This window comes from Kitasatospora sp. NPDC001683 (assembly GCF_053596495.1).
Genome location: NZ_JBSFGK010000004.1, coordinates 79,688 through 93,565, shown reverse-complemented (window position 1 = coordinate 93,565; position 13,878 = coordinate 79,688). Strand labels below are relative to the sequence as shown.

Here is a 13,878-nt window from a genome sequence, read left to right as displayed (position 1 = left end):
GCGGCTCCTGGGAGGGAATGGCGGCGGACGTCGGCGAAGACGAGCCCTTTGTTTCTAAATGATACAAAAGATCACCGGAGCAGATGGGCGTTGACCGCCCGGGCCTCCTCGGCCAGCTCCGGCAGCTCCACCACCTCGACCCCGGCCGCCTCCAGCAGGGCCGTGCCCTGGCAGCCGGTGACGAACAGGTCCGGCTCGCGCCAGGCGACCACCACCCGCGGCACGCCCGCCGCGATGATCAGCCGGGCGCACGGCACCGGCCGCGAGGCGCGCTGCCCGCAGGGCTCCAGACTGCTGTAGACGGTCGCCCCCCGCAGCCGGGGATCGCCCGCCGGGAGCTTGGCCAGGGCGGCCTCCTCGGCGTGGTCGTGGGCGTCGGTCTCCCGGCTGAAGCCCTCCGCCAGCACCTCGCCGTCGGCGCCGACGATCACCGCGCCGACCGAGAAGGCCGTCTCGGAGGGCGGGCAGCGACGGGAGAGCTCGACGGCCCGGCGCAGGTGACCGAGGTCGGTGGTCTCGGGGCGGTCCGCCGCGGGACGGTTCGTCGCGGGGTGGTTCACGGCGCGGGCTCCTTCGGGGCGTACCTGAGCAGGACGACGTCGCCCACCGTACGTGCCTCCAGCAGCCGCATCCGCCGGGCCGGGCCGCCCGGGAACGCGGCCGGGCGGACGAACCGCGGCGCCTCGGCCTGGCCGACCAGCAGCGGGGCGACGGCCAGCTGGAGCTCGTCCGCCAGGCCCAGGGCGAGGAACTGGGTGTGCACCCCGCCGCCGCCCTCGACCATCAGTCGGCGCACCCCGCGCGCGCCCAGGTCGTCCAGCACCGCGCCGAGGTCCACCGAACCGCCGAGCGCGACCACCTTGGCCAGCCCGTCGAGCCGGGGCCGCAGCACCGCCGCCCCGGCCTCCGTGGTGTAGGCGATCTTCGCGCCGCCGGTGTGCCAGAACCGCAGCTCGGCGTCGAGCGCGCCGCTCGCGCTGAGCGTCACCTTCAACGGGTGCTCCGGTCGTCCGGCCGCCACCCGGGCGGCCCGGCGCGCGGGGTCGTTGACCAGCAGCCGCGGGTTGTCGGCGCGCAGCGTGTTGCCGCCGACCAGGATCGCGTCGGCGGCCGCCCGCTCCGCGTCGACCCGGTCGAAGTCGGCGGCGTTGGAGAGCAGCAGGCGCTCGGGGGAGGCGTCGTCGAGGTGGCCGTCGAGCGACACGGCGGCGCTCAGCAGGACGAAGGGGCGCGGGCCGGGGCCGGGCATGGGCGGGGCCGTTCTGTCGGGACACGTTAGGGCGGGGCACGTTCGGTCGGGCGCCTCCACGGTACGGCGGCCGGTTGCGGCTCGGCCCTCCAGTGCTCGCAGTGTGAGACGTTTCTTCTCGTCATGCGGGATGAGGAGTAGCGTCGGGGCGTCGCGGAAACGGAAGACCGATCACGCCTCAGGGGGAACACCATGTCCGGACCACGGCCTGCCGCCGCCTACACCCACGGTCACCAGGAGGCCGTGCTGCGCTCGCACCGCTCCCGTACCGCCGCCGACTCGGCCGCCTATCTGCTGGGTCGACTGCGGCCCGGGCAGGCGCTGTTGGACGTCGGCTGCGGCCCCGGCACGATCACCGCGGACCTGGCCGAGCTGGTCGGCCCCGGCGGCCGGGTGGTGGCCGTGGACACCTCGGCCGAGGTGCTGGAGCAGGCCGCCGGGTACGTCGCCGGGCGCGGCCTGTCCAACGTGGTGTTCGAACTCGCGGACGTGCACCGACTGCCGTACCGGGACGGCGAGTTCGACGTGGTGCACGCCCACCAGGTGCTGCAGCACCTGGCCGATCCGGTGTCCGCGCTGCGCGAGATGCGCCGGGTGACGGCGTCAGACGGGGTGGTCGCGGCCCGGGACGTCGACTACGCGTCGATGACCTGGTTCCCGGAGGTGCCCGCGCTGGAGCGCTGGCTGGAGCTGTACCGGCGGACCGCCCGCGCCAACGGCGGCGAACCGGACGCCGGGCGGCGGCTGCTGTCCTGGGCCCGCGCGGCCGGCCTCACCGAGGTCACCGTGAGCGCCGGCACCTGGACGTTCGCGACGCCCGAGCGGCGCGAGTGGTGGGGTGGAATGTGGGCGGACCGGGTGACCGGCACGGCGTTCGGCCGGACGGCGGTGGAACGGGGCTTCGCCGACCGGGCCGAGCTGGAGCGGATCGCGGACGGCTGGCGGGAGTGGAGCGCCGCCGAGGACGGGTGGTTCTCGATGATCCACGGCGAGATCCTGGCCCGGGTCTGAGCCCGCGGACGGCGGCGGTATCGGCCGGGCGGATGTTCGGAAAGATCGGGTAAAGTCGCGCGACCGTTCGCATCGGGCCCCGTCCGGCCCGGGCGGCGGTGTCGAGTGCCGAAACGCCGAGTCGAGGCCCGCCCCGGCGGGTCGGGGGAGTCCACGTGTCCAAGCCTGAGTCCGAGCTGCCCGCCGCTCCGGGGCCGGACCCGCGGGTGGACTTCCGCAAGGACCCGGACGCGGAGCAGCCGAAGCCGCAGGACGCCGGCGCGACGGACGCGGCCGAACCGGAGCACCCGGCGGAACCGGACGCCTCGCCGGCCTCGCAGACCTCACAGGCCTCGGCGCCGGAGCGACCCGCCGACCCCTGGGCCCCGCCGGCCGACCGGCCCGCGCAGGCCGCCCCCGGCTCATCGCAGGCCCCGCCCCAGCCGCCGCCCCCGCCGCTGCCGGCCGGCGGCTGGGCCTCGGTGCCGCCCTCCGCCGAGTCCGGCCTCCGGCCCGGCAACCCGTACGCGAACCCGAACCAGCGCCCGAACCCGCACTCGCCGTACGCGCGGCACCCCCACGCCCCGTACGGCCCGCACCATCCGTACGACCCCCAGCCGGAGCCGCGCACCAACGGCTTCGCCATCGGCTCCCTGGCGACCGGCCTGAGCCTGCTCTCGCCGGTGGCCCTGGTGTTCGGGATCATCGCGCTGACCCAGATCAACCGTCGCGGTCAGCGCGGCCGAGGCATGGCGGTGGCCGGTCTGGTGCTCGGCGTGGCGGGCACCCTGCTGCTGTCGCTCGCCCTGGGGGCGGGGGACTTCGGCTCCGCGCGGGACGGGCGCGACGGGGGGTACGCCCAGAAGCCCCCGGCCGGATCCGTCCGCTGGTCCGCCCTGAAGGCCGGGGAGTGCTACAACTCGCCCGACGTGAGCGGGAAGACGGACGAGAACGGCGACGAGACGGTCTACTGGGTGCGCCGGGTGGCCTGCTCGGACCCGCACCACGGCGAGGTGGCCGGCAGCGCCCGGATCCCCGACGGCACCGGCCCCTATCCGGGCGCGACCGCCGTGCGCGAGCGGGCCGCCGCGCTGTGCCGCACCGTGCTCGACGACTACGCGCTGGACCAGTGGGCCGTCCCGGACGGCATGGACGACGTCTACCTCTACCCGAGCGCGGGCAACTGGGCGGCCGGCGAACGGTACGTCACCTGCGCCTTCGAGGACCGCGAGGACCAGCACCTGGGGACGGTCCGCACCGACCGCCGCACCCTGACCTCGGTCCAGCTGGCCTACCTGGACGCCGTCCGGGGCTTCAACGCGGCCTACGCGGAGGAGCCGAAGAAGGACGTGGCCGTCGCCGACGCCGAGTACCGCTCCTGGGCCCGGCGGATGGCCGCGGCCTCCCGGGCCGAGGCCGCCGCGCTGCGCAAGCCGACCGCCGAGTGGCCGACCGACATCCAGTCGAAGGTCGACAAGCTGGCCGAGACCCAGACCCAGGCGGCCACCGCCTGGGACGACGCGGCCTCCGGCAGCGACGTGGCGGGCGACCTGCGCCGGGCCCGGGCGCTGATCGCCAAGACGGTGCCGATCAGCGTGGAGATCCGGCGCTCGCTCGGCCTGTCCACCGGCGAGCAGGTGCCCGACCTCCGCGCCTGACCCGGTCCTGAGCCGATGCCGAGCCGCGGCCGACCCGGTTCCGAGCCGCGCCTGAGCCGGTCCGCCGGTTACGCAGCGTTAACGCGGCCCGTACCTGCCGGTAGCGCGCGGCCCGTAGGGTCGACGGCGTGTCCCCGGCCCGACCCCCACGCCGGCCGGGGACACCCGGCGGGCCGCCCGGTACCCTCCCCGCATGGGCACCTTTCGGGTGATGCGGCAGGACGACAACGGCAACCGCTTCCTGGTCGCCAAGGGTCTGGCCGAGGCCGAGGCACGGCGCGTCGCCGACGACTTCGAGGCGCGCGGCCACAAGCAGATGTACTGGGTCGAGTCCGAGGCCGCCGACCCCGCCCCGCAGGGTCGCGGCATGGAACAGACCGGCGAGAGCCCCGACGTCACCCCGCTCAGGATCGTCGTCGGCGGCGCGCTGATCCGCGGCGGCCGGGTGCTCGCCGCCCGGCGCAGCGCTCCACCGGCGGTGGCCGGGCGCTGGGAGTTCCCCGGCGGCAAGGCCGAACCGGGGGAGACCGAGGCGCAGACGCTGGAGCGGGAACTGCTCGAGGAGCTGGGCGTACGGGCGCGGGCGCTGCGGCGGCTGCCCGGCGCGTGGACCGTGCGCCCGGGGCTGGAGCTGCGGTTCTGGGCCGCCGAGCTGCTGGCCGGCGAGCCGAGCCTGCTGACGGACCACGACGAGCTGCGCTGGCTGGGCCCGGCGGAGCTGGACTCCGTGGACTGGATCGAGCACGACCGCGAGGTCCTGCCGCACGTCGCCGAACTGCTCGCGGCGGCGGACGACGCGCGAGCCGCCGGATAGGTCAATCGAACAAGAGGACCCGCGAGCCGGGATAGCCTGGGATCTGCTGGGTATGTCACTTTTCGGCACTATTCGTCACCATCGGTGAGCCGCCCCAGCCGGCGCCGCCGATCCCGACCAGAGCCGGAGGCCCCGTCGGTGTCGACAACCGGGAACGGCGGCGGGGCAGCGCGGCGAGCAGGCCCCTCGGGAGGCGCCGCAGCCCGCGCCCGACTGCGCCGCGCCGCCCCGCCGACCGCCCCGCAACCGCCGTCCGGGCGCCGACGCGGCGGCCCCACCGGCCCCGCCGCCCCCACCGGCCCCGCCGGCCCCGGTGCCGCGCCCCCCGTCCAGCCGGCGCCGACCCCGGCCGTCCCCGAATCCGGCGTCCAGCCCGGTGTGCGCAGCCGCCCCGGCCGGCCGTTCCCCGGCGGGCCGGCCGACGCCGGACCGGGCCTCGGCGCGCCGCCCGGGGGCAGCCTGCTGGACATGCTGAAGGTCGCCATCGCGATCCTGGACACCGCGGGCCGGGTGGTGCTGTGGAGCCCGGCCGCCGAGGAGCTGCTCGGCTGGCCGAGCGAGCTGCTGGTCGGCCGCCGGATCGACGAGCTGATCCCGGACCAGGGGCAGGTCGCCCGGATCCGGATCGCGATCCAGGACACCCTGCGCAACGGCCGCTGGGCGGGCAACGCCGAGCTGCGCGACCGGGACGGCCTGCCGGTCGCGGTGGACGCCCGGATCTCCCTGCTGGTGGACGGCGACGGCACCCCGTTCCTGCAGGTCAACCTGGCCGAGGCGGCCGCCGTACGGGCCATCGAGCGGGACCTCGCGGTGCGCGACGCGCTGTTCGAGCAGTCCCCGCTGGGCATCGCCATCCTGGACGGCGACCTGCGCTACACCGCCGTCAACCAGACCCTGGCCGAGATGAACGGCGTCGCCCTGGAGGACCACGTCGGCCGCACCACCGGCGAGACCCTGCCCGAGCGCGCCGCCGACGAGATCACCGCGATCCAGCGCCAGGTGCTGGCCACCGGCGAGCCGGTCATCGACGTCACCCTCGCCTCCCCGGTCACCACCCGGCCCGGCTACCGCTCGATCTCCTACAGCCGGATGACCGACCGCGCCGGCCGGGTGCTCGGCATCTCCGGCACCGTGATGGACGTGACGGAGCGTTACCGTGCAGTGGCCAAGGTCGAGCACGCCCGCCGCCGGCTCTCGCTGCTCAACGAGTTCGGTTCCCGGGTCGGCGACCTGCTGGACGCCGCCCGGATCGCCCAGGAACTCGCCAGCTCCGTCGTCCCACGGCTCACCGACCACTCCGCGGTGATCCTGCTCCAGGCCGTCGCCCACGGCGACGACCTGCCCCGGCACGGCCACGACCGGCGCACCTCGCTGCTCCAGCTCGGCACCGCGTCCGTCCAGGACGGCCCCGAGGTCGAGGTGATGCTCCGGCGCGGCGCCCGGATCACCTTCGCCGAGGAGTCCGCCTGCGGACGGGTGCTGCGCACCGGCGTGCCCGAGCTGCTCTCCGGCGCCGACCAGCTCGACGACGTCACCTACCCCGGCGACCCCAAGATGCAGGCCGCCCGCGACCTGGGCGTGCACTCGATGCTGGTCGTCCCGCTGCGCGCCCGCGGCATCGTGATCGGCCTGCTGCTGGTCAGCCGGGCCGGCTACCGCGAGGGCTTCGACCGCGACGACCTCGCCTTCACCGTCGAACTCGCCGACCGGGCGGGCAGTTCGCTGGACAACGCCCGGCTGTACGCCCGCGAGCGCACCGCCGCGCTCACCCTCCAGCGCACCCTGCTCCCGCAGCAGGTCCCGCAGCCCACCGGCGTCGAGGTCGCCTACCGCTACGTGCCCGGCAGCAGCGGCACCGAGGTCGGCGGCGACTGGTTCGACGTCATCCCGCTGCCCGGCGACCGCACCGCGCTGGTGGTCGGCGACGTCATGGGCCACGGCCTGCGGGCCGCCGCCACCATGGGCCGGCTGCGCACCGCCGTCCGGGTGCTGGCCGCCCTCGACCTGCCGCCGGACGTCCTGCTGCGACACGTCCACGAGCTGGCCGACGACCTCGCCCAGGGGCCGGACGAGGCGCTGCTCGCCACCTGCGTCTACGCCGTCTTCGACCCGGGCACGGCGATGCTGACGGTGGCCAAGGCCGGGCACATCCCGCCGGTGCTGGTGGTGCCGGGCGAGGAGACCGCGGAGCCGACCCGCACCGGCGGCCCGCTGCCCGGCGGCGCCGGCCGGATCCTCGACCTGCCCTCCGGTGCCCCGCTCGGCGTGGGCGGAGTTCCGTTCGAATCCGTCGAACTGAAGATCCCCGAGGGCAGCCTGCTCGCGCTGTGCACCGACGGCCTGGTGGAGTCCCGGGACAAGGACCTCGACGTCGGCCTCGGCCGGCTGATCACCGTGCTCCAGGAGCCGTACGCCTCGATCCAGGCCGCCTGCGAGGCGGTGCTCGACACCATGGAGCAGGGCCGCGAGCCGGACGACGTCGCCCTGTTGCTGGCCCGGCTCGGGCACGGCCAGGCCGGCACCCCGACGGCCGGCTGGACCCTGCCCGCCGAGCCCACCGCCGTCTCCCGGGCCCGCCGGCTGGTCCGCGCCACGCTCGCCGAGTGGGGCGTCGAGGACCTCACCGACACCGCCGAGCTGCTGGTCAGCGAGCTGGTCACGAACGCCGTCCGGTACACCAGCGCCCCGATCGGGGTCCGGCTGACGCTCGGCGAGACGCTGCTGGTCGAGGTCTCCGACCCACTGCCGGACCCGCCCCGGGAGCGTCACGCGGCCGAGGCCGACGAGGGCGGCCGGGGCCTGGAGCTGGTCCACCGGCTGGCGCTGCACTGGGGCGCCCGGGCCGAGGGGATCGGCAAGGTGGTCTGGTTCGAGCTGGCGCTGCCGGGTAGTGACCCCGGCGAGCAGTGACGCGAGTAGAGCCGCAGGAGAACCGTGCCGCACATGACATCGGGCGCCCCGGGGGAGCGCGCGCTCCGGAAGGGGGCGCGAGCGTGGCATTGTGGTTGCGCGGGCGGTAGGACAAAAACCTTCGCCCGATCTGATGTTGTGATGTTGAGGGCGTGTGAACGCACCCCTCGATGATGAATACTCGGTCTTCTCGACATCCGGACGGTCGCGGGTTGGAGGGGTCGGTTAGGGTGGTTGCCCAACACCGGCCACGGTCCCGACCGGCCGCGTAGCACCAGCTCGGACCGGTAGGGACCACCTACTTGGAGGCCGAGTTATGCGAGTTCTGCCGGTGAAGCGGATCAGCCGCGACACTGAGACGTCGTCCGCGCTGGAACGGCAGCACGCCGACCTGAGCCGGGCGATCGTCACCAACGGCCACACCCTGGTTGAGTGGGTGGAAGACGCGACCGTGTCGGGCGCGGTGAACCTCTGGGACCGGAAGTCCCTCGGCAAGTGGCTCAAGGAACCGCTGATCCATTCCTGGGACGCGCTCATGGTGACGGAGCAGGACCGGATCAGCCGGAACGATCTGCACTGGTCGGCGTTCGTCGGATGGGTCCTGGAACACGACAAGACCGTCATCATCCTGGATGACCCTGGCTTCGACCTCTCCACCTCGCGGGGGCGCATGATGGCCAACGTCAAGGCTGGTCTGGCTTCTGACTACCGAGAGGCGGTCTCGAAGAAGCGACGCAACCAGACGGAACACTTCCGGGCCATGGGCTACTGGCCGGGCGGGGTCTGGCCCTTCGGGTACCGGGCCGTGCGCGTTGAGACGCCTGAAGGCTCCCGGTGGAAGCTCATGCCGGACCCTGTGACGTCCAAGCTGGTCCTGGAGGCGTACGACAGGATCGTCAACCAGAAGTGGACCGTCTCCGCTGTCGTACGGGACTGGAACCAGCGCAAGATCATGTCGGCGTCCGACTACCAGCGACACTGCAATGCGACCGAGGGGCGAGAAGGCGTCAAGACCGAGCTGCGCAACAACCTCTGGAACCAGCAGAACCTCAAGGCCGCACTGCGGAACCCGGTCCTGCTCGGGCACGCGGTTCACAAGGGGGAGACCATCATGGGACCGAACGGCATGCCGTCCCTGTGGGCGGACCCCGTTCTCACGGACTCCCAGTTCGAAGCTCTCCAGACCGCATTGGATAAGAGGAGCCGAAAGGTGACCACCAAGCGCACCTCGGCACCCTTGCACGGTGTCGTGTTCTGCGAGTGCGAGGGCGCGTACAACCGGAACCCGGGTAAGAAGCGGAACGGAAAGGCTCCGCTCTACTACCGGTGCCGCAAGTGCGACCGGAAGAACAGCTTCCCGGCCGAATACTTCGAGCGGGTGGTGTTCGTTCTCGTGATGGATGAGGTCGGACACCTGGAGATCATGAACCGGACCTACATCCCGGGTGTGGATCACACGGAGCAGATCAAGACCCTCCGCGAAGGCATCGAACGGCTCACGTGGGCAATCGCCGCCGCTACCTCCAAGGCTCAGGTCGAAGCGATCACCGCCACAATGGGGCAGCACGCGGAGACGCTGGCGAAGCTGGAGGCCGAGCCGGTGGTCCCGGGGCGCTGGGAGGAGACGGGTACCGGACAGACCTTCATTGAGTGGTTCGCCGCCCACCTGGACCCGACCGCCCGTGGGGACTTCCTTAGGAACCTGGGGGTCCGCATCATCATCAGCAAGGTCACTGAGCCGGTGGTCGGACCTCTGGACTTTGGGGAGACCGACCCGAACGAAACTGGGATCGCCATCCGGGCTGAGTGGCCGGAGGATCTGGCAGCACGGATCTCCGGAGCGGTCGCGTCCACAAAAGCGAGCAGCACCAACTGACCGTAGGCGGCGTACGGTCCCATAACTTCATAGCATCAGCCCCCGAGGCGACTCGGGGGCTTTTCATTTCCCAGAAAACTTAGTTAGGAGATTGATGAGCTACCACTTCGCCAAGCTCTACCGACCCAAGCACCGAAACCCGGCTGTCGGCGATCCGGGGCTTCAGCTCCACCTCCGGCTCTTCCTGCTCGCGGTGGACCGTATGCAGCGCGGCGGGCATGCCCCTCTGGGCTCTGGAGAGCTGCAACTGATCCTCACCCGGGAGGATGGCCGGCCGTACACCAAAGGCCGGTACTCGCAGGCCTTGACGGCCCTCAAGGACGCTGGGCTACTCGCCCCATCCGCCTCGGCCCGGTGCCTGCTGGTACCCAACACGGTGGCCAGCATGGATGCACCGTCACATCAGCCACGGGAGGGCTGCGCAACACACGGCCACAACATCCCCTGGGACGGCGAGGCCAACGAATGGCTTCACCCGACGCCAGAGCAGGCCCGGAAGGCCGAGAACGAGGCGGACAACATCAGCCGGGGCGGTTCGGCGTTCAGCCTTGCCGACTGGGCCCGGGGCCTCCGAGAGCACCCACGGTTTAACGAAACTGGCCCCTCGACCGCTCAACCGCAAGGCTGACCACCACGGTCCTTCTTAATAGCGGGGTTCTTGCCTGGGCCGAGTGAGCGAGGCCCAGTAGGAACTACTCCAGTAGGGCCGCCTTAGGGGCGGCCCCTCTAGAGTCTCTTGTGACTTGGATCTCTTTTCTGGCCTCGCTGTCCGAGAGCGAGCCATTGGACACATACATCTTTAGTAGAGAAGAAGTTTTTTCAACTGAGCTTTCTTCTCACTGTCACTCCCGGCCGCGCAGGCCGGGCTTTTTTGTTACCCATCACCGTGCATGTGTGCACGGAACGAACGGGAGCCATCATGTTTGATCGTCACTTTTTCGCTACCCGCCGAATCGCTCTGGGTCTGTCTGTTGAGGCCCTGGCCGACGAGATGGTCATTGCGCCATCAACTATTCGCCGTTGGGAATCCGGCGAGACCTGCCCGAGCCTTCGCATGCTCGTTATTGCTAGCCGCCACCTCTGCACTCCGCTTCTGTCTCTCATCAAGGAGGAGGACAGCGAGGAGCGGCGCAAGGCCGGTGAGGATTCCATTTCGGCAGGTCAGTCAGTCGCGACCGCCTCGACCCCTCATTAGTGAGGTGTACCTGCGCCTCGTCGTCATTCCGCCCCTGGCATACGTCGGGGCTTTTACACTTCTTAGGGCAGGAATTGAACACAACAGTCATGAAGCTGGTTGACCTCGTATGCGCTACATGTCGTGAGCCGTACGTCCATGAGCGCCCACTAGGAAAGCGCGGGCCGAATCCAGCCACAAACCCCGCTCACCCGGCATGCCAGCGGGACCGGGAAAACCTGGGCCGCGCCCTCTCCCGGCAGCGTAAGCGGGACGGCCTGACATCAAAGCGTCAGCCCGACAGAACGGACGCCCTTGATATCGCGTGGCGGGCTGGGGTCTACACCGAAGAAGTCATGCAGTTCAGCACCCCGCCCAGGCCGCATGACAGGCGGTCCGAAAGGGAACGGAGCGTACACCCGGATCTCACCTACTCCACCAGCGAAGACCGCCGCACGGTCATGCAATGGTTCAGAGACACCAGGGAGGCGAAGGCCGGGCCCGAAACGGGCCGGACCAACACTCGACTGTCTGTGATCGGCTCAGCCCGGCCCTGGTGGCATGCAGAGCCCATGTGCACCCGGGGTACGGCGTCCTTCATGGAACCGTTCACCCTGGATGCGTCCGTTAATTCATATAGGTGAGGGAAGTTCTCCCTTGGAGTCAAGGCCACTGGGCGGTGGTCCTCTGACGTGGACGAGAGTCCAGGCCCGTTCGAAGTCCTGAGCATGTTGTGAAGATGCTCGAATGCGGCTCTGCGGATACCTGCCTGTGAGATCACAGCATACAACCGGAGAGTTCCCCATTCCCCTGTGAAGTTAAATTCCTGGGGGTAGGGGCCCATCTTCTCTACGTTGTCCTGTTGTGAGTATGGCCGCCCGCTAAGGCGGCCTTGACTCTCTGGCTTGTTCTGCTTTCTATGGGGCTTTCGGAGAGTCGAGGTCCGGTCGCCCATCACGCATTAGATCTCTTTATGGCTCTGGTTTCCCGTCATGTGCTGGAAGTCGGAGCCTCTTCTTTTTGCTCTTTCTGTCACTCACTCGATTGCTTGGAGGGGATATGTACGACCCTGCAAAGGGGAGGGCTCAGCGTCAGCGCCTGGGCCTGTCCGTGAAGGAACTGGCTGGCCGGCTCGGGGTCAGCACTCAGGCTGTCTACCAGTGGGAGCGAGGGGAGCGCAGGCCGAGCCTTACGTGTTTCGTAGCCATCGCCTATCACCTCCGAATTCCGATCAGTTCCCTGATGGCACAGGCCGGGGGAGATATGCACATCATGCGAGCGATCCAGCTCGCCGAAATCCAGCGACAGCACGCAGGAGGCATGAATGAATGATTTCGATCCGATCCGGGCCCTCGTCCGAGACGAGATTTTGAAGGCCATGCAGGAGGCCCGGCCGGTCCAGTTCACACGGGCCGACCTCACCCACATGACTCCGGACCAGATCGCCCAGGCCCGCCGGGATGGCCACCTGGACGACCTGCTTACCGGCCGCAACTGACCAAGGAGACTACCTATGACCATCGCTTACAAGGGCTTCGATCTGTCCAGCTTCACACTCTCGAAGGAGACTCTGGAGCTGATCTCCAATCACGATGAACTTTACGATCGCCTGTTGAAGTACCGGGCGGAGAATGCCGACTGTGCGCGTGTGTACTCGCACGACACCATGGGTCGGCAGCTCGGCTCCTACGTCCCGGCTCTGGACCGGGCGGATGAGGAGCTGCGAGAGCTGGAGGCGAAGGCCCTGGCGGAGGGCAAGGCCCTGCCGGACCGGGACAAGTTCATGGCCAAGGTCCGGAAGCGCGTCGCGGAGTACGAGCGCATGGAGCCTGCGATGGTGCGGGCCGTGGACCACGCGGAGAACCTGGTGTCGGCCGCCATCCTGCGGGAGCTGCCCGAACTGGCCCGCCAGGGCTTCGAGCAGTCGCAGAGGGCCAAGAAGGACTATCAGGAGGCCGTGGCCGAGGCGGAGGCCGCCCGCGCCAGGATGCGAGAGAGCGTGGGCCGCTTCCTGTGGGCTGTGACGACTGGGGAGATGAACCGGCCGAAGTGGTCCGGCTGGGCGAGCCTGGGTGAAGAGGTGGACACGTGGCGCACCACACCGGACGGCCAACTCCTCACCTATGAGAGCGCTTGGGATCTCGGCCTGGTTGATCAGTACCGGGGTCTTCGCGCAGAGCTGGACGGGTTCGTGGCCCCGCCGGACGAGACGGCGGCCTGAACCGAGCATTCCCGCCAGTACACAGCGGCCCTCTCCATTTCGGGGAGGGCCGTTTCCTTTGATTTGCGAGAGGTGATGGCCTTGCCCAAGTTCCGTAATCCGAACAGCCCCCATAGCCGCTTCAAGGGCGTGGTGGAGCTTCCGTCCGATCACGGCCTGCCGGTGCCGGACATGCCGGCTGTCCGAGAGTGGACACCTGCCGAGCGCGAGCAGTGGCAGCAGTGGTGGACGAGCCCTCAGTCCGCCATGTGGGACGAGTCCTTCATCCCGACCGTGGCGGTGATGCTGACCTACTTCAGCAAGATCCTGGACGGCACCTCCAACAGCACGCACCAGATGGAGTTTCGCCACCTTTCCTCGGCTCTGGGCCTCACCGCGGAGGGTATGAAGCGCCTCGGCTGGGCCTTCGAGGGAGACGCCCAGTGAGCACCAGACGAGCCGCCAAGGCCGGTGCTGCAACACACGATGGCCAGCACCGGGCCGGTGTCAAATGCCCGTGGAAAGATGCACAGTGCTCCGAATGCGTACTGGAGGTCGCCATTCACACTGGTTGGCGACTGACCGGTGCCGACCGGCCATGGAGCGACGATTACCGGCACATGCCGTCAAGGTGCTTCGTCTGTCAGCAGGAAGCCACCCCGGCTGTCAGTGCGGCCCGCTACGGTCCCCTCGACTGATTGGGGAAGCTGCATGGGCCGCCCGAGGCTATATATCTGGGAAGCCGTGATGGTCCTTACCGCGAACGATGAGCGGTGCGCCTACTGCGATACAGCCCGCGCAGAACAAGTGGAACACGTAATTCCACGCGCTCGCGGTGGATCGGACCACTGGGCCAACCTCGTGCCGGCCTGCGAGGCCTGCAATAGCCAGAAGAATGACAGGCCACTTCTGGCATGGGTCGCAGACCGCGTGGGGCGGACGTCATGGTCGGAAAGAAACCCGCGTGTCAGTCTCACCCCGTTTGGCGAGCAGGGCCTTGACTGGCT

11 protein-coding genes and 2 pseudogenes are annotated in these 13,878 nt (G+C 70.1%); 12 read left to right on the top strand and 1 reads right to left on the bottom strand.

Going from position 1 to position 13,878, the window contains the following annotated elements:
• Positions 1-71: 71 nt before the first annotated feature.
• A pseudogene (locus ACWCYO_RS03270) lies at positions 72-1,249 on the bottom strand (dihydrofolate reductase family protein).
• Positions 1,250-1,441: 192 nt separating this feature from the next.
• On the opposite strand from ACWCYO_RS03270, the gene ACWCYO_RS03265 reads away from it, so the two are divergent.
• From ACWCYO_RS03265 to ACWCYO_RS03210, 12 genes and pseudogenes are all read left to right on the top strand, one after another.
• Positions 1,442-2,260: a methyltransferase domain-containing protein gene (locus ACWCYO_RS03265; RefSeq protein ID WP_449783182.1), complete on the top strand. Its 819-nt coding sequence runs from the start codon at positions 1,442-1,444 to the stop codon at positions 2,258-2,260.
• 155 nt (positions 2,261-2,415) lie between these two features.
• A complete protein-coding gene (locus ACWCYO_RS03260) occupies positions 2,416-3,897 on the top strand; it encodes a DUF4190 domain-containing protein (RefSeq protein ID WP_270144444.1) in 1,482 nt (493 codons plus the stop codon).
• Between the two features lie 193 nt (positions 3,898-4,090).
• A complete protein-coding gene (locus tag ACWCYO_RS03255) occupies positions 4,091-4,711 on the top strand; it encodes an NUDIX domain-containing protein (protein ID WP_449783181.1) in 621 nt (206 codons plus the stop codon).
• A 138-nt stretch (positions 4,712-4,849) separates the two neighbouring features.
• On the top strand, positions 4,850-7,621 hold the full coding sequence (locus ACWCYO_RS03250; protein ID WP_449783180.1) for a SpoIIE family protein phosphatase: 2,772 nt from the start codon (positions 4,850-4,852) through the stop codon (positions 7,619-7,621).
• A 316-nt stretch (positions 7,622-7,937) separates the two neighbouring features.
• Positions 7,938-9,497 (top strand): recombinase family protein, encoded by a 1,560-nt coding sequence (locus tag ACWCYO_RS03245; protein WP_449783179.1) that lies wholly within the window; start codon positions 7,938-7,940, stop codon positions 9,495-9,497.
• 94 nt (positions 9,498-9,591) lie between these two features.
• Positions 9,592-10,125, top strand: a complete 534-nt coding sequence (locus ACWCYO_RS03240) for a hypothetical protein (RefSeq protein WP_449783178.1) — start codon at positions 9,592-9,594, stop codon at positions 10,123-10,125.
• A 291-nt stretch (positions 10,126-10,416) separates the two neighbouring features.
• Entirely contained in the window at positions 10,417-10,692 is a 276-nt protein-coding gene (locus tag ACWCYO_RS03235; RefSeq protein ID WP_449783177.1) for a helix-turn-helix domain-containing protein, read from the top strand.
• Between the two features lie 1,038 nt (positions 10,693-11,730).
• Entirely contained in the window at positions 11,731-12,003 is a 273-nt protein-coding gene (locus ACWCYO_RS03230) for a helix-turn-helix domain-containing protein (RefSeq protein WP_449783176.1), read from the top strand.
• Positions 11,996-12,169: a hypothetical protein gene (locus tag ACWCYO_RS03225; protein ID WP_449783175.1), complete on the top strand. Its 174-nt coding sequence runs from the start codon at positions 11,996-11,998 to the stop codon at positions 12,167-12,169. The genes ACWCYO_RS03230 and ACWCYO_RS03225 overlap by 8 nt, the downstream gene beginning before the upstream one ends.
• A gap of 15 nt (positions 12,170-12,184) precedes the next feature.
• The gene (locus tag ACWCYO_RS03220) at positions 12,185-12,892 is read left to right on the top strand and encodes a hypothetical protein (protein WP_449783174.1); all 708 of its coding nucleotides are present in this window, start codon (positions 12,185-12,187) and stop codon (positions 12,890-12,892) included.
• An 81-nt stretch (positions 12,893-12,973) separates the two neighbouring features.
• Positions 12,974-13,318 (top strand): phage terminase small subunit, encoded by a 345-nt coding sequence (locus ACWCYO_RS03215; protein ID WP_449783173.1) that lies wholly within the window; start codon positions 12,974-12,976, stop codon positions 13,316-13,318.
• A 264-nt stretch (positions 13,319-13,582) separates the two neighbouring features.
• Positions 13,583-13,762: pseudogene (locus ACWCYO_RS03210) on the top strand (HNH endonuclease); the annotation flags it as partial.
• Positions 13,763-13,878: the final 116 nt, after the last annotated feature.

What these genes read in the sequence shown, in the direction of transcription:
- ACWCYO_RS03265 (WP_449783182.1), top strand. Translation starts at nt 1,442, where the DNA reads ATGTCCGGACCACGGCCTGCCGCCGCCTACACCCACGGTCACCAGGAG.
- ACWCYO_RS03255 (WP_449783181.1), top strand. Translation starts at nt 4,091, where the DNA reads ATGGGCACCTTTCGGGTGATGCGGCAGGACGACAACGGCAACCGCTTC.
- ACWCYO_RS03245 (WP_449783179.1), top strand. Translation starts at nt 7,938, where the DNA reads ATGCGAGTTCTGCCGGTGAAGCGGATCAGCCGCGACACTGAGACGTCG.
- ACWCYO_RS03240 (WP_449783178.1), top strand. Translation starts at nt 9,592, where the DNA reads ATGAGCTACCACTTCGCCAAGCTCTACCGACCCAAGCACCGAAACCCG.
- ACWCYO_RS03235 (WP_449783177.1), top strand. Translation starts at nt 10,417, where the DNA reads ATGTTTGATCGTCACTTTTTCGCTACCCGCCGAATCGCTCTGGGTCTG.
- ACWCYO_RS03230 (WP_449783176.1), top strand. Translation starts at nt 11,731, where the DNA reads ATGTACGACCCTGCAAAGGGGAGGGCTCAGCGTCAGCGCCTGGGCCTG.
- ACWCYO_RS03225 (WP_449783175.1), top strand. Translation starts at nt 11,996, where the DNA reads ATGAATGATTTCGATCCGATCCGGGCCCTCGTCCGAGACGAGATTTTG.
- ACWCYO_RS03220 (WP_449783174.1), top strand. Translation starts at nt 12,185, where the DNA reads ATGACCATCGCTTACAAGGGCTTCGATCTGTCCAGCTTCACACTCTCG.